Below are 18,991 nucleotides of genomic sequence, written 5' to 3'. Positions count from 1 at the left end.
CGGGTAATCCCGGCATGATATCGACTCACAGGAAGGATTTGAACGGTAGATCGGGTTCAATGGTAAAGCAATCGTCAAACCCACGCGGATAGTGGTATTCGAAATTGTCTTTATCCAGCGGCCAGGTAAACTTGCCGCCAACCTGCCAGATAAACGGTTTAAAACCATACTTCAGGCGATCTTTCTTCATTTCCCATAGCACGCGGATCTCCTGCGGATCGGCCTGGAAGTTCGACCAGATATCGTGATGGAACGGGATCACCACTTTGGTATTCAGCGATTCCGCCATGCGTAAAATATCCGCGCTGGTCATTTTGTCCGTAATACCGCGCGGGTTTTCGCCATAAGAACCAAGCGCGACATCAATTTGATGTTCGTTGCCGTGTTTCGCGTAATAGTTGGAATAGTGAGAATCGCCGCTGTGATAGAGATTGCCGCCCGGCGTTTTAAACAGATAGTTAACCGCGCGTACATCCATGCCGTCCGGCAGTACGCCAGCGGCTTTCTGATCGGCGGGCAGGGTGATTAATGCGGTGCGGTCAAAGGCATCAAGCGCATGAATTTCAATATCTTTCACTTTCACGACATCGCCCGGTTTTACCACGATGCAGCGTTCTTTCGGCACGCCCCAGCCAACCCATAAATCCACGCAGGTCTGCGGGCCGATAAACGGAACATCATCGGCGCAATTCTGCATTACGGCAGCCGCGACATTGACGTCAATGTGATCGTTATGGTCGTGGGTCGCCAGTACGGCGTCAATCTGACGGATAGCGAAAGGATCGAGAACAAACGGCGTGGTGCGCAGGTTAGGCTGTAATTTTTTGACGCCAGCCATACGCTGCATCTGATGGCCGGTTTTCATCAACGGATTACCGTGGCTCTGTTTACCGGTACCGCACCAGAAATCGACGCATACGTTAGTGCCGCCTTCAGATTTTAGCCAGATACCGGTACAGCCCAGCCACCACATGGCGAACGTACCCGGCGCGACCTGCTCTTGTTCAATCTCTTCGTTCAGCCAGCTTCCCCACTCCGGAAACGTGCTCAGAATCCATGATTCACGCGTGATGCTTTGTACTTTACTCATCGCATTTACCTTCATGTTTGTTCAAAATGGTTCAAAACGTGATTTGTTTTGATTAATCCTGACACTATTTTCTCAAGAAGGCAATGGGCTATTTTTTGACTTTTTGGCAGGGGATAACGCAGTCAGGAGAAAATTTAATCTTGCCTGGCGTCATGGGGATGTGGTCATCTTTATGATTTTACTTATTTAATGAAAAAATGAGTTACCTATAAGTAAACCATGTATTAAGTGCGCTAATTATTTGCGCGCTACGTCACATTTAATCAAATTCAATCTTGTTGTGATTACTTTTGAAAATTACAGTGAAGGGACATTATCCTGAGCGCCTGTGACTCAGCAAACTCGTCTACCGGAGATCGTTATGGAGATCCTCTACAACATCTTTACCATTTTCTTTAATCAGGTAATGACCAATGCCCCGCTATTACTGGGTATTGTGACCTGCCTGGGCTATATCCTGCTGCGCAAAAGCGTCAGCGTGATCATCAAAGGGACGATCAAAACCATCATTGGCTTCATGCTGCTACAGGCCGGGTCCGGCATTCTGACCAGCACCTTTAAACCGGTGGTGGCGAAAATGTCTGAGGTCTACGGCATCAACGGCGCGATTTCCGATACCTATGCTTCGATGATGGCAACGATCGAACGGATGGGTGATGCGTATAGTTGGGTAGGCTACGCGGTGTTGCTCGCGCTGGCGCTGAATATTTGTTACGTCTTGTTGCGACGCATTACCGGTATTCGCACCATCATGTTGACCGGACACATCATGTTCCAGCAGGCGGGGCTGATTGCGGTCTCTTTCTATATCTTCGGCTATTCCATGTGGACCACCATTATCTGCACGGCGATACTGGTTTCCCTGTACTGGGGTATTACCTCCAACATGATGTACAAGCCGACTCAGGAAGTGACGGACGGCTGCGGTTTCTCTATTGGCCACCAGCAGCAATTTGCTTCCTGGATTGCCTATAAAGTCGCGCCGTTCCTGGGCAAAAAAGAGGAAAGTGTTGAAGATCTCAAACTGCCGGGCTGGCTGAACATTTTCCACGACAACATCGTCTCCACGGCGATTGTAATGACCATTTTCTTTGGTGCCATTCTGCTCTCCTTCGGTATCGATACCGTACAGGCGATGGCGGGTAAAACCCACTGGACAATCTATATCCTGCAAACCGGTTTCTCCTTTGCGGTGGCGATCTTCATCATCACCCAGGGCGTGCGTATGTTTGTGGCAGAACTCTCTGAGGCCTTTAACGGTATCTCCCAGCGTCTGATTCCGGGCGCAGTACTGGCGATTGACTGTGCGGCTATTTATAGCTTCGCGCCGAACGCGGTGGTCTGGGGCTTTATGTGGGGCACCATCGGCCAGTTGATTGCGGTTGGCATCCTGGTTGCCTGCGGCTCCTCGATCCTGATTATTCCTGGCTTTATCCCGATGTTCTTCTCTAACGCCACTATCGGCGTGTTCGCTAACCACTTCGGCGGCTGGCGTGCGGCGCTGAAGATTTGTCTGGTGATGGGCATGATCGAAATCTTTGGTTGCGTCTGGGCGGTGAAACTCACGGGGATGAGCGCCTGGATGGGTATGGCGGACTGGTCGATTCTGGCACCGCCGATGATGCAGGGCATCTTCTCCCTCGGCATCGCTTTTATGGCCGTCATCATTGTCATCGCACTGGTTTATATGATCTTCGCAGGACGCGCGCTGCGTGCTGAAGAGGATGCAGAAAAACAACTGGCAGAAGTTTCTGCTCAATAAGGAGTTTGGATTATGACCGTACGTATTCTGGCTGTATGTGGCAACGGGCAGGGCAGTTCCATGATCATGAAAATGAAAGTGGATCAGTTTTTAACCCAATCCAATATCGACCACACGGTAAACAGCTGCGCGGTAGGGGAATACAAAAGTGAGCTGAACGGCGCGGACATCATCATCGCTTCCACACACATTGCAGGCGAAATCAGCGTGACCGGCAACAAATATGTGGTTGGCGTGCGCAACATGCTGTCGCCTGCGGATTTTGGCCCGAAACTGCTGGAAGTGATCAAAGAACATTTCCCGCAAGACGTGAAGTAAGGATGCAACATGAAATTACGTGATTCACTGGCGGAGAATAATTCTATCCGCCTGCAGGCTGAAGCGAATACCTGGCAGGAAGCCGTCAAGATCGGCGTCGATTTACTGGTGGCTGCCGATGTGGTAGAGCCGCGCTATTACCAGGCCATTCTCGATGGCGTTGAGCAGTTTGGCCCCTATTTTGTGATTGCCCCAGGCCTGGCGATGCCGCATGGTCGCCCGGAAGAAGGGGTCAAGAAAACCGGTTTTTCTCTGGTGACCCTGAAAAAGCCGCTGGAGTTTAATCACGAAGATAACGACCCGGTCGATATTCTGATCACCATGGCGGCAGTAGACGCCAATACCCATCAGGAAGTGGGCATCATGCAGATCGTCAACCTGTTTGAAGATGAAGCCAATTTTGACCGTTTACGCGCCTGCCGCACCGAGCAGGAAGTCCTGGATTTAATTGACCGCACCAGTGCGGCGTCTTAAGAAGGAATTGAAAATGTCATTACCAATGTTGCAGGTCGCGCTGGACAACCAGACTATGGATAGCGCCTATGAAACCACCCGCCTGATTGCCGAAGAGGTGGATATTATTGAAGTGGGCACCATTCTGTGCGTGGGCGAAGGCGTGCGTGCCGTTCGCGACCTGAAAGCACTCTATCCGCACAAAATCGTGCTGGCGGACGCCAAAATTGCCGATGCCGGTAAAATCCTCTCCCGTATGTGTTTCGAAGCCAACGCGGACTGGGTGACCGTGATTTGCTGTGCGGATATCAACACTGCGAAAGGTGCGCTGGATGTGGCAAAAGAGTTCAACGGCGATGTGCAGATCGAGCTGACCGGTTACTGGACCTGGGAACAGGCGCAGCAGTGGCGTGATGCGGGCATTCAGCAAGTGGTTTATCACCGCAGCCGTGACGCGCAGGCCGCAGGCGTGGCGTGGGGTGAAGCGGATATTACCGCGATCAAACGGCTCTCCGATATGGGCTTTAAAGTGACTGTGACCGGCGGGCTGGCGCTGGAAGACCTGCCGCTGTTCAAAGGCATTCCGATCCATGTCTTTATCGCGGGGCGCAGCATTCGCGATGCCGAATCGCCGGTAGAAGCCGCACGGCAGTTCAAACGCTCCATTGCCCAACTGTGGGGCTAAGGAGCGGCTATGCTGTCGAAACAAATTCCGCTCGGCATCTATGAAAAAGCGCTCCCTGCCGGGGAGTGCTGGCTGGAGCGCCTGCGGCTGGCGAAAACGCTGGGTTTTGACTTCGTTGAAATGTCGGTGGACGAGACCGACGCCCGACTGGCGCGGCTCGACTGGAGTCGCGAGCAGCGCCTGGCGCTGGTGAGCGCGGTTGCTGAAACCGGCGTGCGCGTGCCGTCCATGTGTCTGAGCGCGCATCGTCGTTTTCCACTCGGTAGCGAAGATGACGCGGTACGGGCGCAGGGGCTGGAGATTATGCGTAAAGCGATTCAGTTTGCGCAGGACGTCGGGATTCGCGTCATTCAACTGGCGGGGTACGATGTTTACTATCAGCAGGCCAACGACGAAACGCGTTGCCGCTTTCGCGATGGGTTAAAAGAGAGCGTTGATATGGCCAGCCGCGCCCAGGTGACGCTGGCGATGGAAATCATGGACTACCCATTGATGAATTCCATCAGTAAAGCGCTGGGCTATGCTCACTACCTCAATAACCCGTGGTTCCAGCTCTATCCGGATATCGGCAATCTGTCTGCCTGGGATAACGACGTACAGATGGAGCTACAGGCGGGAATCGGGCATATCGTCGCGGTACACGTCAAAGATACTAAACCCGGCGTGTTCAAAAATGTGCCGTTTGGCGAAGGCGTTGTCGATTTCGAACGCTGCTTCGAAACGCTCAAACAGAGTGGCTATTGCGGGCCCTATCTGATTGAGATGTGGAGTGAAACAGCAGAGAACCCGGCGGCAGAGGTAGCGAAAGCGCGTGACTGGGTGAAAGCGCGCATGGCCAGCGCCGGTCTGGTGGAGGCAGCCTAATGCAAAATCTTAAGCAGCAGGTATTTGACGCTAACATGGATTTGCCCCGTTATGGACTGGTGACGTTTACCTGGGGCAATGTCAGCGCTATCGATCGCGAACGCGGGCTGGTGGTGATTAAGCCAAGCGGTGTCGCCTATGAAACCATGAAAGCGAGCGACATGGTTGTCGTGGATCTTGACGGTAACGTAGTGGAAGGGCAGTACCGTCCATCATCCGATACCGCCACTCATCTGGCGCTGTATCGTCGTTATCCATCTCTTGGTGGCATTGTGCATACCCACTCCACCCACGCCACGGCATGGGCGCAGGCGGGGATGGCTATTCCAGCGCTCGGTACCACGCACGCGGACTATTTCTTTGGCGATATTCCCTGTACCAGGGCGTTAAGCGAAGAAGAAGTGCAGGGCGAGTACGAGCTGAACACCGGTAAAGTGATCATCGAAACGCTGGGCGAGGTGGAACCGCTGCATACGCCAGGCATTGTCGTGTATCAACACGGGCCGTTCGCCTGGGGGAAAGATGCGCACGATGCGGTACATAACGCGGTCGTCATGGAGGAAGTGGCGCGAATGGCGTGGATTGCGCGCGGCATTAACCCGGCGCTGAATCCCATCGACGGTTATCTGATGAACAAGCACTTCATGCGTAAGCATGGTCCAAACGCCTATTACGGGCAAAAGTAAAACACGCGCTGCGGAAATTTCCTTCTTCGGGAGATAACTGGTCTAATTCCGCAGCCGTTTTTCAAAAAAAGCCCCCTGAGAAGGGGGCAAAGCAAACTTTGGCAATGTTTCGTTGGTTATACCTGGTGCTAGCGATAAATATCTGCGCTGGCGTGCATGTTGCCGTTACTTCCCGGTTCCCGCATCAGAATCACGTGGTAGTACGTTGCGCCCTGCGCATCTGTCTCTTCATTTAATGCCTGACGTGCTTCACTCTCAGTGGCGAAGTTATGATTGATATAAATCACGCCTAAGCTTTGCACATCATCCATATTTCTGGCCTGGTGATTATTTAACTCGACGGCTGCCGTTGCCGTTATGCCAGGCAAAAGCGCAGCCAGAAATAACATTATCCGGGCTCGCATAGAGTACCTCCTCAGCAGCGCGGTCTGGTTGGCGATATCCCCCTTTAGTGAATCGCTTCTGGTTTAATTTTAACCATAACCCGCCGCAGAGATGGCGACCTTTTCTGATGCTGTTGTTCAAAAAATTATCGCATTGTCGCTTTTTACCTGATTAACAACCCATTGATGTATGCCGCCATGTTTAAGAAATCCTGTGTGGCAAAAAAGTGCGCTGACCACAGTGTCAATTTCTCTGCCGCAACAGGCCGTTTATAGTGGCATGCGATATGAAGTTAATATCTCAGCAGCAAAATGTGACGGGACAGGCGTTACGTTCGGCACGATAAATAATTGTACAATCACCTTGAGTTTGCCCGCAGGCGCCAGTACTATAACGCGTCATTTTTCAGCCGACCTTTAACACGTTCCTTGCCTCCATGGGCCGCGGCTGACCCAGACAGGAGGCTGAATAATCCGTAAGGAGCAATTCGATGCGTCATTACGAAATCGTTTTTATGGTCCATCCTGACCAGAGCGAACAGGTTCCGGGCATGATCGAGCGTTACTCTGCTGCCATCACTGGCGCAGAAGGCAAGATCCACCGTCTGGAAGACTGGGGCCGCCGTCAGCTGGCTTACCCGATCAACAAACTGCACAAAGCGCACTACGTTCTGATGAACGTTGAAGCGCCGCAGGAAGTGATCGATGAGCTGGAAACTACCTTCCGCTTCAACGATGCCGTTATCCGCAGCATGGTTATGCGTACTAAGCACGCTGTTACCGAAGCTTCTCCGATGGTTAAAGCGAAAGACGAGCGCCGTGAGCGTCGCGATGATTTCGCTAACGAAACCGCAGATGATGCTGAAGCTGGGGATTCTGAAGAGTAATTTCTGATGACCAACCGTCTGGCGTTGTCCGGCACCGTGTGCAGGGCCCCCCTTCGAAAGGTCAGTCCATCAGGAATTCCGCATTGCCAGTTCGTGCTTGAGCATCGTTCTGTGCAAGAGGAAGCCGGCTTTCACCGGCAGGCGTGGTGCCAAATGCCCGTTATTGTTAGCGGACACGAAAACCAGGCCATTACTCACAGTATAACGGTCGGCAGCCGCATAACCGTTCAGGGGTTTATTTCTTGCCACAAGGCAAAGAACGGTCTGAGCAAAATGGTTCTGCATGCCGAGCAGATTGAATTGATAGATTCTGGAGACTAGCCATATGGCACGTTATTTCCGTCGTCGCAAGTTCTGCCGTTTCACCGCGGAAGGCGTTCAAGAGATCGACTATAAAGATATCGCTACGCTGAAAAACTACATCACCGAAAGCGGTAAGATTGTCCCAAGCCGTATCACCGGTACCCGTGCAAAATACCAGCGTCAGCTGGCTCGCGCTATCAAACGCGCTCGCTACCTGTCTCTGCTGCCGTACACTGATCGCCATCAGTAATCGGTCACGGTCCATTAATACGACTTTGAGAGGATAAGGTAATGCAAGTTATTCTGCTTGATAAAGTAGCAAACCTGGGTAGCCTGGGTGATCAGGTTAACGTTAAAGCGGGCTATGCTCGTAACTTCCTGGTACCACAGGGTAAAGCTGTTCCGGCTACCAAGAAAAACGTTGAATACTTCGAAGCACGTCGCGCTGAACTGGAAGCTAAACTGGCTGACGTTCTGGCTGCTGCAAATGCACGCGCAGAGAAAATCAACGCCCTGGAAACCGTTACTATCGCGTCTAAAGCAGGCGACGAAGGTAAACTGTTCGGTTCCATCGGTACTCGCGACATCGCTGACGCTGTGACTGCAGCTGGCGTTGACGTGGCTAAGAGCGAAGTTCGTCTGCCGAACGGCGTTCTGCGTACCACTGGCGAACACGAAGTGAACTTCCAGGTTCACAGCGAAGTATTCGCGAAAGTTATCATCAACGTGGTTGCTGAGTAATCAGTCATTCTCGTTTTTGCTAGCAACGAAACGTCGGCCCAGCGCCGGCGTTTTGCTTTTTTAACTCCATTTCTTTTCGACTGGCTATCTTCCCCTCTTTTCGCGATAATCAAAAATAAAACATTATTTTAATTTCTTGGTGAAAGAATGGATACCCAACGCCAGGCCTCCCCGTTTGCCCGCAAAAACGTCGTTTATGTGAGTGCCGCATTTTGTTGCCTGCTATGGGGCAGCGCTTATTCTTTCTGCGGCCACGTTGTATGGCAAACGTCTCTCGCAGACGGTCGATCCGATGGTCATGACTGGCTATCAATTGGGGATTGGCGGTCTGGTACTGGTCATTGGCGGCTACGTTTTTGGCGGTACGCTGACGATACATGGCTTCTCGTCGGTGGCGATTTTAGTCTACCTGACGCTGCTCTCGTCGGTCGCTTTTGCGCTATGGAGCATTTTACTCAAATATAATCGCGTGGGGATGATTGCGCCGTTTAACTTTCTGATCCCGGTTTTCGGCGCGGCTCTTTCGGCTATTTTTCTCGGCGAGAATATTCTGGAGTGGAAATATGCGCTGGCGCTGGTGTGTTCGGGGATCTGGTGGGTAAATCAGGTGAAGCGGTAATGCTTCACCTGAACGAATAGGGTATAGGCGGGATAAGGCGCAGCCGGCGTTACTGTGCGCGAATAAAACTGCCGTCAGGCTGACGCGTAAACAGCACCTGTTGACCGTTATCGCCATCTATCGTTAAACCTGTCACCACCCCGCTGTCATTCTGGCGAATTTTAATCATTTGACCATTTTTGAGATTACTCAGCGGATTGCCAGCGCCTTCTACCTGCGCCATTGCATAAACGTCTGTCGGGGGCAGTCCGTGGTCACGGAACAGTTGCGCCAGAGTTTTACCAGGCTCTACCCGGTACGAGCGCCACTGTTGACCGATGCCGCTATCCTGCTGGAAAGGCTGCGTTTGCGGTTGGCTTTGTTCTTCCGGCTGGCCTTCCTGGATAGGTTCCGGCGCAACGGGCGCCACCTGATCCGGATCGTTTTGCGGCGCGACCAGCTGCGCCTGAAGCTGGGCCTCCGTCGGCGGCTGTGATTGCGATTGCAGATCCAATTGCGCTTCCCGCGTGACGACAGGCGAGTCGCTGGTCTCGCTGGCGGGCAGCAGGAAACCGATCACCAGCACGATAGCGGCAATGATAATGCCACGACGATGCATAGGCGGCAGCGGTTCCATGATGCGAAAATTATCCGGCGCGTGCCAGATTTTCGCCAGGGTTGGTTTTAATTCAAAGCGCCCGGGCATGGTTTACCTCCTGCTCCGCATCTCGTTCCTTAATCATAGAGTATAGATGGCTAACGCTATGATACTGGTAGTGCTATCCGCTTTCGTGACATCAATACGGATAATCTATTGTTTCTTTTTCCCTGCGATTTGTCATCCTCCCTGAGACAAAGTTTTACCAGAAGAAGCGTGGCTGTTATGCTGCCCGCTACTTTTTTGATATCCGATGAAGGAAAAATAATGGCCATCCCGACTTTTGACACTATTGAAGCGCAAGCGAGCTACGGCATTGGTTTGCAGGTAGGGCAGCAGCTCAGCGAATCCGGTCTTGAAGGCCTGTTGCCTGAAGCGCTGGTTGCAGGCATTGCTGATGCGCTGGAAGGTAAACACCCGGCGGTTCCTGTTGATGTGGTGCATCGTGCGCTGCGTGAAATTCATGAGCGTGCGGACGCGGTGCGTCGTGAGCGTTTCAAAGCGATGGCGGCCGAAGGCGTGAAATACCTGGAAGAAAACCGCGAAAAAGACGGTGTGAACAGTACTGAATCTGGTTTACAGTTCCGCGTTCTGACGCAGGGCGAAGGCGCGATTCCGGCGCGTACCGACCGCGTACGCGTGCATTACACCGGTAAGCTTATTGATGGCACCGTATTTGACAGCTCCGTCGCGCGCGGCGAACCGGCTGAATTCCCGGTAAATGGCGTGATCGCCGGCTGGATTGAAGCGCTGACTCTGATGCCGGTAGGTTCCAAATGGGAACTGACTATCCCACAGGAGCTGGCCTATGGCGAGCGTGGGGCCGGGGCATCTATTCCGCCATTCAGCACCCTGGTGTTTGAGGTGGAACTGCTGGAAATTCTGTAAGCGCTCCGGGTTTGCCGGATGACGGCGTAAACGCCTTATCCGGCAACCCTGACTTCAGCAGATGCCAATATTTTATTTTGCAAATGGCGTCGTTACGTGTATTTTTGTGAGCTAATTCGCATTATCAAAGTGATATAACACTCATTTTAAACATAAAATTAACATTGTATTTGAATCTTAGTATTCATCCCGCCGATTCTTACCTAATATCGATGAGTCCTGATAACAGGATCGTCGTATCATAGACCAAAGGCCGTAGAGCCCTGCACAACACAGACAGGTACAGGAAGAAAAACATGGTAGATCAGGTAAAAGTCGCAGCCGACGAACAGGCTCCGGCTGAACAGTCGCTACGGCGCAATCTTACAAACCGTCATATACAGCTTATCGCTATTGGCGGCGCTATTGGTACCGGTCTGTTTATGGGATCGGGTAAAACGATCAGTCTCGCCGGACCGTCGATCATTTTTGTGTATATGATCATCGGTTTTATGCTTTTTTTCGTGATGCGCGCCATGGGGGAATTGCTGCTCTCGAATCTGGAATATAAATCGTTTAGCGATTTTGCTTCCGACCTGCTTGGCCCCTGGGCGGGATATTTCACCGGCTGGACGTACTGGTTTTGCTGGGTAGTGACCGGTATGGCTGACGTGGTGGCGATTACCGCCTACGCGCAGTTCTGGTTTCCCGGCCTTTCCGATTGGGTCGCCTCGCTGGCGGTAGTGATCCTGCTGCTAAGCCTCAACCTCGCCACCGTTAAAATGTTTGGTGAAATGGAATTTTGGTTTGCGATGGTCAAAATCGTCGCCATTGTGGCGTTGATTGTGGTCGGGCTGGTGATGATTGCGATGCACTTTAAATCGCCGACCGGCGTTGAAGCGTCTTTCGCGCATCTGTGGAATGACGGCGGCTGGTTCCCGAAAGGGATTAGCGGGTTCTTTGCCGGTTTCCAGATTGCGGTGTTCGCCTTCGTGGGGATTGAGCTGGTCGGTACTACCGCCGCAGAAACTAAAGATCCGGAAAAATCGCTGCCGCGCGCGATTAACTCAATACCGATCCGTATCATCATGTTCTACGTCTTTGCGCTGATTGTCATTATGTCGGTGACGCCGTGGAGTTCCGTGGTGCCAGATAAGAGCCCGTTCGTTGAGCTGTTTGTACTGGTGGGTCTGCCTGCCGCCGCGAGTGTGATCAACTTTGTTGTGCTGACCTCGGCGGCGTCTTCCGCCAACAGCGGCGTCTTCTCGACCAGCCGTATGCTGTTTGGCCTGGCGCAAGAAGGCGTGGCGCCAAAAGCGTTCGCTAAGCTATCGAAACGCGCGGTACCGGCGAAAGGCCTGACCTTCTCCTGTATCTGCCTGCTGGGCGGCGTGGTTATGCTGATGGTCAACCCGAGCGTGATTGGCGCATTCACCATGATCACTACGGTTTCGGCCATCCTGTTTATGTTTGTCTGGACCATCATTCTGTGTTCATACCTGGTGTACCGCAAAAAGCGTCCCCACTTGCATGAAAAATCCATCTATAAGATGCCGCTCGGTAAGCTGATGTGCTGGGTCTGTATGGCGTTCTTTGCGTTCGTGCTGGTATTACTGACGCTGGAAGACGATACGCGCCAGGCGCTGATCGTGACGCCGCTGTGGTTTATCGCGTTGGGTCTGGGCTGGCTGTTGATAGGTAAGAAACGGATGGCGGGAATGCGTTAATTGTTTTGCCCGGTGGCGCTGGCGCTTACCGGGCTTACAGCGTAGCGTTGATTTATAGGCCGGATAAGGCGCAGTTTACAGCCGCCATCCGGCAAAATGCCCGGCTGGTGATTATTCCCCGGCCAGCGCGCGTGGGAACAGCACGTTATTCTCCAGGCTGATGTGCTCCATCAGATCATCAATCATCTCATTAATGCCGTTATACATCGCTTTCCAGGTGGTGCAGGCTTCTGGCGGCGGCGTTACATTTTGGGTGACGTGTTTGATGACGTCTACCAGCTCTCCCGCCTCGTCATGCTCGCTTTCCATTACGCTTATCGGGCCCGTTGCCTGGCGACCCATACCCTGTTTGATCATGGGGAACAGGATCTGTTCTTCTTTCATCATATGGCTGGAAAGCTCTTCATGCAGCGCGGTGAGATATTTTGTCAGGCCGCGTGGGACGTTTGGCTTATCCGCGTGAACGCGTTCCACTTTGGTTGCCTGCAGGATAAGCTCCGGCAGTTGTTCGCGGTGTCGGTCATGATAGCGCACCACGATATGGTCAATAATGTCCGCCAGCGGAACGGCGCGCCAGTCTTTTTCGATGGGCTGTTCAGCCAATTGCGCCAGTTGCGCTTCAATGATGTCAATATCGACGTCGTGACGCGCGGCGGCGCGCGCCAGCGTCTGTTTTCCGCCGCAGCAGTAATCCATATCGTACTGGCGAAACAGCGCCGATGCGCGGGGAATAGAGAGCGCCAGTTCGCCTAAAGGTTGATCGCGATAAGCCATAGCCGTTACCTCATTTGCAATAATATAAGATGTATTTTAAATGCATCTTTAAGGCGGGGCTATAACTCTTTCGGGGTGCGTATAATTTAAGCGAGTATGAAATTAGCGTTCCGTGACCGGAACGACGGTCGCTTTTTCCGGTTTCGCTCTCACGGCAATGACCACGCCCGCCACCAGGAGCGCAATGCCGCTTAACGTCAGGAATGGCGGGATTTCCTGGCGCAGAATGAAGGTATAGAGCAGTCCCGCCAACGTCTCAAAAACAATCAGCGGCCCTAAAATAACGGTTGGCAATTTTTGGCTGGCGATATTCCAGCACAGCGCGCCCACCCAGGAACACAGCACCGCGATAGCGATCATCAGACCGATAAACAGCGCGGGATGCGGGCCAAAGGGCAGGGTAAACAGCGGTTTCTGGATACTCAGCCACAGACAGACCGCCGCATAGCCGATTAACGAGACTGGCAGCGTAACCAGCGCCTGCGCCGTTGCCCACATCATGGGATGTTTGTCGGGATTTTCCCGCAGCCAGCGGGCGTTGCGCAGCGCATACCATGCCCAGCACGCTACGGAAATCAGCGCCAGCACAATGCCTGAACCATAGCGCCAGCCGCTAACATCGGATAATCCCTGACTAAGTTCAGCAATATTGACGCACAGCAGGCCAAAACCGATAAGCGCCAGCGCGGGCGCTAAACGCCGCCAGGATAATCTGCCGTCTCGTTGGCTATAGAGAACGTTAGCGAAAAGCGGAATGACGACCGGCAATGTCCCGATGATCATCGTCGAAACCGGCGCGCCGGTTCGCTGAATGGCGCTGGCGAGGCAGGCGTAATAGATTACATTGCCCATCAGAGTCAGCGACAGGGCGGTGGACCAGTCTTTGCGCGTCAACTGGCGTAACCGTGTACGGCCTAACCAGGCAATTGGCAGGGCAATCAGCCCCAGCGCCAGATAGCGTCCCATTGACTGTAAGAGGGCCGGGTAATCCGGTACGATTAACGGGCCAACGAAAATCAATCCCCACATTAGCCCTGCCAGCAGGGCGTATAGCACGCCGCTAATCATCAGATTCTCCTCATAAACCGTTCCGTCATTATCAGAGAAGGTCTATGAGGATGCCACATAAATTAACTAAATTTTAACACTTACAGTACGGAGCGAAGGCTTTCTGTGAGCGTCGTCGTCGGGCGACCGATGAGTTTACGCAGCGTATGGCTGTCATCAAACAGGCCGCCTTTCGCCGCGCCAGCGTCAGAATTGGCCAACATATCCGCCAGTCCGTCAGGCAGGCCTGCGCCTTTCAGCGCGGCGGCAAAATCGACTTCGCTCAGGTTCTGGTAGACGATTTTTTTTCCGCTCTGATGAGTAAGTTCATCCGCCAACTGGCTTAATGTCCAGGCGTCATCACCCGCCAGTTCGTAGACATTCCCGGCGTGACCCTCTTCACGGATGACGCGCGCGGCGGCGGCGGCATAGTCAGCGCGCATTGCGGAGGCGATTTTCCCTTCTCCCGCTGCGCCAATAAAGACGCCATGCTTCAGCGCGGCAGGGACGCTCGCCAGGTAGTTTTCCGTATACCAGCCGTTACGTAATAGCGTGTGAGGAATACCTGACTCAGCCAGCATTTTTTCCGTTTCAATATGTTCATCGGCGAGCGCCAGCGGCGATTTATCTGCATGTAGCAGGCTGGTATAGGCGATGAATTTCACCTTCGCGGCAATGGCGGCCTGAATGACGTTGCGGTGCTGCGCGGTGCGTTGTCCCACTTCGCTGGATGAAATGAGCAGCAGTTTATCAACGCCCTGTAAGGCGGTGGTCAGCGCGGCTTCGTTAGCGTAATCCGCCTGGCGAACGGCAATCCCGCGCTGACTGAGCGGGGCGGCTTTTTTCGGGTTACGGACGATCGCGACGAGGTGGCTGGCGGGCGTCGTTTTTAGCAGGTTTTCAATAACGTGTTGGCCCAGTTGGCCTGTTGCGCCAGTGATAGCAATCATGGTGAACTCCTCAGTGTTGGTCTTGTGTTTTATTACGCTACCACCTAAACTTACTTTTAGTAAGTACGTACAAAAAGGTAAGTATCAATGCGCGCTCATACTCTTTCCCGGCAGTTGCGTGAAGGCAATCTCTTTGCTGAACAGTGCCCGTCCCGTGAGGTGTTAAAACATGTCACCAGTCGCTGGGGCGTACTGATTCTGGTCGCGTTACGCGACGGTACACACCGTTTTAGCGACCTGCGTCGCAAGATGGGAGGCGTGAGTGAAAAGATGCTGGCGCAGTCGCTACAGGCGCTTGAACAGGACGGATTTCTCAACCGGGTGTCATATCCAGTTGTTCCGCCGCATGTGGAGTACAGCCTGACGCCGCTTGGCGAGCAGGTGAGCGATAAAGTCGCCGCGCTGGCGGACTGGATAGAACTGAATTTGCCGCAGGTATTGGCGCAGCGGGACCGTTTATCAGATGGCGGCTAGCGCTTTATTCGGCCTGCCAGTCAGGCCGAATAAACGCAGCGCCATACGGGACTCACGTTACTTGCTCAAATCCACCTGATAAATGGCAAAACCAATATCATCGACGGCAACCTTCTTCATCGGATACTGTCCTTTCGCTTTAATGAAGGCAGCGGCTTTATCGCCTGGCGATGTTTCAAAGCGGATATCCAGCGCCGTATTGCTGTGGATTGGCGCCAGACGCCAGTTATTATCCGCCGCCGGATGGATTTCGCCCGCGCGTTTTGACTCTGCGCCAATCCATGCCGCCAGCACGGCGCGATTTTCATCCGGAGACGCAAAGGCGATATGGCTGTCGCCCGTGCCGGCAAACTTGCCGCCGTAAGCGCGATAGTTATTCGTGGCGACCAGGAACGTAGCGTTCGGGTCGACAGGCTTACCGTTAAAGGTCAGGTTTTTAATACGTTCCGCCTGCGGATTCACCATCTGACATTCGCCATCATAGCGGGCGGGCTGTGACACATCGATTTGATAATTCACGCCGTCAATGACATCGAAATTATAGGTGCGAAAGCCATCCCAATTGATCAACGATTGCGGTTTGTTGCTGTGAATATCAATCTGATTAAATTGTCCGGCAGAACATTCCAGCCACTCTTTTACCTCCTTGCCGCTGGCTTTCACCACCACCAGCGTATTCGGATAGAGATAAAGATCGGCGGCGTTACGGAAGGTCAACTGGCCTTTTTCCACTTCGACAAAACTGGCAGGATCGTTCTTACGCCCGCCAACTTTAAACGGCGCGGCGGCGGACAGCACCGGCAGTTTCGCCAGATCCGGATCGCCCTGAATAAAGTGTTCCACATACGCTTTTTGCGCGTTATTCACCACCTGTACGGTAGGATCGTCCTGCACCAGAGCAAGATAACTGTACATGTTATCGGCAGACTTGCCGATGGGCTTGCTGACAAACTCGCGGGTGGCATCGTGATCGGCTTTCAGAATATCGACCAGCTTACGGTCTTCCGCTGCCAGCGACTTTTTAGCGGCGGCGTCGTAAATAGGCCGCGCTTGTGCTTTCGCCTGCGTAACCTGCCATTTGCCGCTGTCGTTATTGAGCACCAGATCGACCACTCCCAGATGGTCGCCCCACATGCCAGGCATTACCGCAGGAATGCCGTTAAGCGTACCTTTGGCGATATCCGCGCCTTTGATGTCGGCAAAATCTTTACCGGGGAAGACGGCGTGGGCGTGGCCAAACATAATCGCGTCGACGCCAGGAACTTCGCTGAGGTAATAAACCGAGTTTTCCGCCATGCTGTGGTACGGATCGGCAGAAAGGCCTGAGTGAGCAATGACTACCACGATATCAGCGCCTTTCTCGCGCATTTCGGGCACATATTTCCGGGCGGTTTCCGTAATGTCATTGACGGTAACTTTGCCGCTCAGGTTCGCTTTATCCCAAATCATGATTTGCGGCGGAACAAAGCCGATATAGCCGATTTTCAGAGTTTGCGGGTTGCCGTCTTTATCAATAACGCTCGTCTCTTTAATCAGATAAGGCGTAAAGCGCGGCTTTTGGGTTTTAACGTCGATAATATTGGCGTTAACATAAGGGAATTTCGCGCCAGCCAGCGCGTTATGCAGATAGTCCAGACCATAATTAAACTCATGGTTGCCGAGGTTTCCAACCGCGTAATCCAGAGTGTTGAGCGCTTTATAGACCGGGTGAACATCACCGTCTTTGAGCCCTTTTGCCGCCATATAATCGCCCAGAGGGCTCCCCTGAATCAGGTCGCCGTTATCCACCAGCACGCTGTTTTTGACTTCATTTCGGGCGGCATGAATCAAACTTGCGGTACGTACCAATCCGAATTTTTCGGTTGCGGTATCCTTGTAATAATCGAAATCCATCATGTTGCTATGTAAATCAGTAGTTTCCATGATACGGAGATCGACGGTGGCCGCATTCACGCTGGCGGCGATCAGCGTAGCCAGAAGCGTTGCACTAAACTTAATCATCAGAGGCACCTTTTAAGAACGCAATAGAAAAGCCGGATAGTGAAAAATAGCGATGATAAACAGTGAAACCCGATATCGTTCCAACCGTCGCCAGAAGACGGCGAAACCGCCCCATCCGGCCGATTTTTTGCGAGTGTTCACAGAAGGGTGAATCATGCCATGAAAGGTATTATCAAAACCGCAGACGGTATCACAGTTGGCGGAACCCTTAACGATCGGGTATAAGTAAAACAACGAGTTAACGCCCCTGTCATAAAGAGGTGGAGAATGTTAGAACAAGTATGCCAGCTTGCACGGAACGCGGGCGATGCCATTATGCAGGTTTATGATGGAGCCAAACCGATGGAGTACGCCCGCAAGCAGGACGATTCTCCAGTCACTGCGGCGGATATCGCCGCACATACCGTGATTCTCGAAGGGTTACGCACGCTCACGCCGGATATTCCGGTGCTTTCAGAAGAAGATCCGCCCGCCTGGGAAGTGCGCCAGCACTGGCAGCGTTACTGGCTGGTCGATCCGCTCGACGGTACCAAAGAGTTCATCAAGCGCAATGGCGAATTCACGGTCAATATCGCGCTGATTGAGCAGGGCAAGCCGGTGTTGGGCGTTGTCTATGCGCCGGTGCTGAAAGTGATGTACTACGCGGCGGAAGGTAAGGCCTGGAAAGAGGAGTGCGGGGTGCGTAAGCAGATTCAGGTCCGGGATGCCCGCCCGCCGCTGGTGGTGATTAGCCGTTCGCATACGGATGATGAACTCACCGAATATCTCCAACAGCTTGGCGAACATCAGACCACCTCTATTGGTTCCTCGCTGAAATTCTGCCTTGTGGCGGAAGGCCAGGCGCAGCTTTACCCCAGATTTGGACCGACCAGCGTCTGGGACACTGCCGCAGGTCATGCCATTGCCGTTGCAGCCGGGGCGCACGTTCACGACTGGCAGGGAAAAACGCTGGACTATACCCCTCGTGAATCGTTCCTTAACCCCGGCTTCCGGGTGACTATTTACTGAGGAGCTTATGCAGCAGGTCGACCACCTGCTGTACCTCTTGCTGGGTTAACGCGCCATCTTTCACCCATTGAACCCGACCGTCTTTGTCAAGCACGATGACGGCGGACCCCTCTTCTTTTAATTGCCAGGCGTTACGCGCCACGCCATTGCTGTCGACAATAAATTGCGACCACGGGTAGAGCTTTTTATTACTTTCTATACTGCTACGCACGAACATACCGGAGCCTGGGATCGCATCATCGGTGTTCACAATTGTGGTCGTCTGGTATCTGTCATGCGGGAGCCCGGCGGATTTAATCGCTTCAATCAGCGTGGCGTTTTTTTCCTTCGCTGACGTTCGACCCGCAATGTGCAGCAGGACGCGCACTTTTCCCGCCAGCAGCGCGCTATTCCAGTTTTTATAACTAAACTCATCTTTATTCAACGTCAGTTCGCCACGATCGGCAATGCCTACCGGCGGCACCCGTTGGTTATCTTCAAGGTTATGCGCACAAGCCATTATGGGGAGTAGCAGACACGACATCGCCAGAATTTTACGTAGGGTCATGGTCATTCCTTCTTTATTTTTTTGCAGGTGATCCGACCACTTTGGGCCGATAGTTAATCATATGTGCGATTGATGCTTTTTCCCGCAAAGGGGATGCCAGTTTGCGGGCGGGCGCACACTTCCTGTGAAAAATGAAGGCATATACTGAGAAAAATGAGCTGATGTTTA

Annotated in this window: 23 protein-coding genes and 1 pseudogene; 16 read left to right on the top strand and 8 right to left on the bottom strand. The window is 52.9% G+C overall.

Going from position 1 to position 18,991, the window contains the following annotated elements; genetic code table 11:
• Nucleotides 1–25: 25 nt before the first annotated feature.
• The gene (gene ulaG, locus ACLD11_RS13240) at nucleotides 26–1,090 is read right to left on the bottom strand and encodes an L-ascorbate 6-phosphate lactonase (protein ID WP_000049161.1); all 1,065 of its coding nucleotides are present in this window, start codon (nucleotides 1,088–1,090) and stop codon (nucleotides 26–28) included.
• A gap of 361 nt (nucleotides 1,091–1,451) precedes the next feature.
• Here ulaG and ulaA point away from each other — a divergent pair, with 361 nt between their 5' ends.
• Genes ulaA through ACLD11_RS13210 form a run of 6 tightly spaced genes read left to right on the top strand, consistent with a single transcriptional unit; the run spans nucleotide 1,452 to nucleotide 5,858 of the window.
• Nucleotides 1,452–2,852 carry a PTS ascorbate transporter subunit IIC gene (gene ulaA / locus ACLD11_RS13235; protein WP_183059473.1) on the top strand — a complete coding sequence of 467 codons (1,401 nt, stop codon included), beginning with the start codon at nucleotides 1,452–1,454 and terminating at the stop codon, nucleotides 2,850–2,852.
• 12 nt (nucleotides 2,853–2,864) lie between these two features.
• Nucleotides 2,865–3,170, top strand: a complete 306-nt coding sequence (gene ulaB, locus ACLD11_RS13230; RefSeq protein WP_108476136.1) for a PTS ascorbate transporter subunit IIB — start codon at nucleotides 2,865–2,867, stop codon at nucleotides 3,168–3,170.
• A gap of 9 nt (nucleotides 3,171–3,179) precedes the next feature.
• The gene (gene ulaC / locus ACLD11_RS13225; RefSeq protein ID WP_183059432.1) at nucleotides 3,180–3,644 is read left to right on the top strand and encodes a PTS ascorbate transporter subunit IIA; all 465 of its coding nucleotides are present in this window, start codon (nucleotides 3,180–3,182) and stop codon (nucleotides 3,642–3,644) included.
• 13 nt (nucleotides 3,645–3,657) lie between these two features.
• The gene (gene ulaD, locus ACLD11_RS13220) at nucleotides 3,658–4,308 is read left to right on the top strand and encodes a 3-keto-L-gulonate-6-phosphate decarboxylase UlaD (protein WP_000056761.1); all 651 of its coding nucleotides are present in this window, start codon (nucleotides 3,658–3,660) and stop codon (nucleotides 4,306–4,308) included.
• 9 nt (nucleotides 4,309–4,317) lie between these two features.
• A complete protein-coding gene (gene ulaE, locus ACLD11_RS13215) occupies nucleotides 4,318–5,172 on the top strand; it encodes an L-ribulose-5-phosphate 3-epimerase UlaE (protein WP_000949530.1) in 855 nt (284 codons plus the stop codon).
• On the top strand, nucleotides 5,172–5,858 hold the full coding sequence (locus tag ACLD11_RS13210) for an L-ribulose-5-phosphate 4-epimerase (protein ID WP_183059435.1): 687 nt from the start codon (nucleotides 5,172–5,174) through the stop codon (nucleotides 5,856–5,858). Before ulaE ends, ACLD11_RS13210 begins: the two co-directional genes overlap by 1 nt.
• Nucleotides 5,859–5,986: 128 nt before the next feature.
• Here ACLD11_RS13210 and yjfY read toward each other — a convergent pair whose 3' ends face one another.
• Nucleotides 5,987–6,262, bottom strand: coding sequence for a DUF1471 family protein YjfY (yjfY, locus tag ACLD11_RS13205; RefSeq protein WP_411014987.1), 276 nt, complete (start codon nucleotides 6,260–6,262; stop codon nucleotides 5,987–5,989).
• A 193-nt stretch (nucleotides 6,263–6,455) separates the two neighbouring features.
• On the opposite strand from yjfY, the gene ACLD11_RS13200 reads away from it, so the two are divergent.
• The 6 genes and pseudogenes from ACLD11_RS13200 to ACLD11_RS13175 all read left to right on the top strand — a co-directional run.
• On the top strand, nucleotides 6,456–6,662 hold the full coding sequence (locus ACLD11_RS13200) for a hypothetical protein (RefSeq protein ID WP_411014986.1): 207 nt from the start codon (nucleotides 6,456–6,458) through the stop codon (nucleotides 6,660–6,662).
• 70 nt (nucleotides 6,663–6,732) lie between these two features.
• Nucleotides 6,733–7,128, top strand: coding sequence for a 30S ribosomal protein S6 (gene rpsF, locus ACLD11_RS13195; RefSeq protein WP_001216673.1), 396 nt, complete (start codon nucleotides 6,733–6,735; stop codon nucleotides 7,126–7,128).
• A gap of 6 nt (nucleotides 7,129–7,134) precedes the next feature.
• Nucleotides 7,135–7,449: a primosomal replication protein N gene (gene priB, locus ACLD11_RS13190; protein WP_001519453.1), complete on the top strand. Its 315-nt coding sequence runs from the start codon at nucleotides 7,135–7,137 to the stop codon at nucleotides 7,447–7,449.
• Between the two features lie 4 nt (nucleotides 7,450–7,453).
• Entirely contained in the window at nucleotides 7,454–7,681 is a 228-nt protein-coding gene (gene rpsR, locus ACLD11_RS13185; protein ID WP_000135199.1) for a 30S ribosomal protein S18, read from the top strand.
• 41 nt (nucleotides 7,682–7,722) lie between these two features.
• A complete protein-coding gene (gene rplI, locus ACLD11_RS13180; protein WP_001196065.1) occupies nucleotides 7,723–8,172 on the top strand; it encodes a 50S ribosomal protein L9 in 450 nt (149 codons plus the stop codon).
• A gap of 229 nt (nucleotides 8,173–8,401) precedes the next feature.
• A pseudogene (locus ACLD11_RS13175) lies at nucleotides 8,402–8,791 on the top strand (EamA family transporter); the annotation flags it as partial.
• A 49-nt stretch (nucleotides 8,792–8,840) separates the two neighbouring features.
• Here ACLD11_RS13175 and ACLD11_RS13170 read toward each other — a convergent pair.
• Nucleotides 8,841–9,476 (bottom strand): OapA family protein, encoded by a 636-nt coding sequence (locus ACLD11_RS13170; RefSeq protein WP_183059436.1) that lies wholly within the window; start codon nucleotides 9,474–9,476, stop codon nucleotides 8,841–8,843.
• Nucleotides 9,477–9,695: 219 nt separating this feature from the next.
• On the opposite strand from ACLD11_RS13170, the gene fklB reads away from it, so the two are divergent.
• Together fklB and cycA are read left to right on the top strand one after the other, a co-directional pair.
• Nucleotides 9,696–10,316 (top strand): FKBP-type peptidyl-prolyl cis-trans isomerase, encoded by a 621-nt coding sequence (fklB, locus tag ACLD11_RS13165; RefSeq protein ID WP_179124619.1) that lies wholly within the window; start codon nucleotides 9,696–9,698, stop codon nucleotides 10,314–10,316.
• Between the two features lie 296 nt (nucleotides 10,317–10,612).
• The gene (gene cycA, locus ACLD11_RS13160) at nucleotides 10,613–12,022 is read left to right on the top strand and encodes a D-serine/D-alanine/glycine transporter (RefSeq protein ID WP_000228322.1); all 1,410 of its coding nucleotides are present in this window, start codon (nucleotides 10,613–10,615) and stop codon (nucleotides 12,020–12,022) included.
• 111 nt (nucleotides 12,023–12,133) lie between these two features.
• On the opposite strand, the gene ytfE is transcribed toward cycA, so the two are convergent.
• The 3 genes from ytfE to ACLD11_RS13145 all read right to left on the bottom strand — a co-directional run bounded on the left by ytfE (nucleotide 12,134) and on the right by ACLD11_RS13145 (nucleotide 14,793).
• A complete protein-coding gene (ytfE, locus tag ACLD11_RS13155; RefSeq protein WP_000331471.1) occupies nucleotides 12,134–12,796 on the bottom strand; it encodes an iron-sulfur cluster repair protein YtfE in 663 nt (220 codons plus the stop codon).
• 102 nt (nucleotides 12,797–12,898) lie between these two features.
• Nucleotides 12,899–13,864: a DMT family transporter gene (locus ACLD11_RS13150; RefSeq protein ID WP_000623290.1), complete on the bottom strand. Its 966-nt coding sequence runs from the start codon at nucleotides 13,862–13,864 to the stop codon at nucleotides 12,899–12,901.
• An 80-nt stretch (nucleotides 13,865–13,944) separates the two neighbouring features.
• Nucleotides 13,945–14,793: an SDR family oxidoreductase gene (locus ACLD11_RS13145; RefSeq protein ID WP_000560616.1), complete on the bottom strand. Its 849-nt coding sequence runs from the start codon at nucleotides 14,791–14,793 to the stop codon at nucleotides 13,945–13,947.
• A gap of 87 nt (nucleotides 14,794–14,880) precedes the next feature.
• Here ACLD11_RS13145 and ACLD11_RS13140 point away from each other — a divergent pair, with 87 nt between their 5' ends.
• Nucleotides 14,881–15,267: a winged helix-turn-helix transcriptional regulator gene (locus ACLD11_RS13140; protein ID WP_001201295.1), complete on the top strand. Its 387-nt coding sequence runs from the start codon at nucleotides 14,881–14,883 to the stop codon at nucleotides 15,265–15,267.
• A gap of 57 nt (nucleotides 15,268–15,324) precedes the next feature.
• On the opposite strand, the gene ACLD11_RS13135 is transcribed toward ACLD11_RS13140, so the two are convergent.
• Entirely contained in the window at nucleotides 15,325–17,268 is a 1,944-nt protein-coding gene (locus ACLD11_RS13135; RefSeq protein ID WP_411014985.1) for a bifunctional 2',3'-cyclic-nucleotide 2'-phosphodiesterase/3'-nucleotidase, read from the bottom strand.
• 267 nt (nucleotides 17,269–17,535) lie between these two features.
• Between ACLD11_RS13135 and cysQ the strand changes: the two genes are divergently transcribed.
• The gene (gene cysQ / locus ACLD11_RS13130; protein WP_000893398.1) at nucleotides 17,536–18,276 is read left to right on the top strand and encodes a 3'(2'),5'-bisphosphate nucleotidase CysQ; all 741 of its coding nucleotides are present in this window, start codon (nucleotides 17,536–17,538) and stop codon (nucleotides 18,274–18,276) included.
• On the opposite strand, the gene ACLD11_RS13125 is transcribed toward cysQ, so the two are convergent.
• Nucleotides 18,266–18,823, bottom strand: coding sequence for a YtfJ family protein (locus ACLD11_RS13125; protein WP_411014984.1), 558 nt, complete (start codon nucleotides 18,821–18,823; stop codon nucleotides 18,266–18,268). The two genes, cysQ and ACLD11_RS13125, sit on opposite strands and share 11 nt — an antisense overlap.
• Nucleotides 18,824–18,991 lie beyond the last annotated feature (168 nt).

This window comes from Salmonella sp. 741265116_PST (genome assembly GCF_046567715.1).
GTDB classification, from domain to species: domain Bacteria; phylum Pseudomonadota; class Gammaproteobacteria; order Enterobacterales; family Enterobacteriaceae; genus Salmonella; species Salmonella enterica.
Note: the sequence above shows the minus strand (reverse complement) of the source record. Positions and strands in the feature narration are given on the sequence as shown.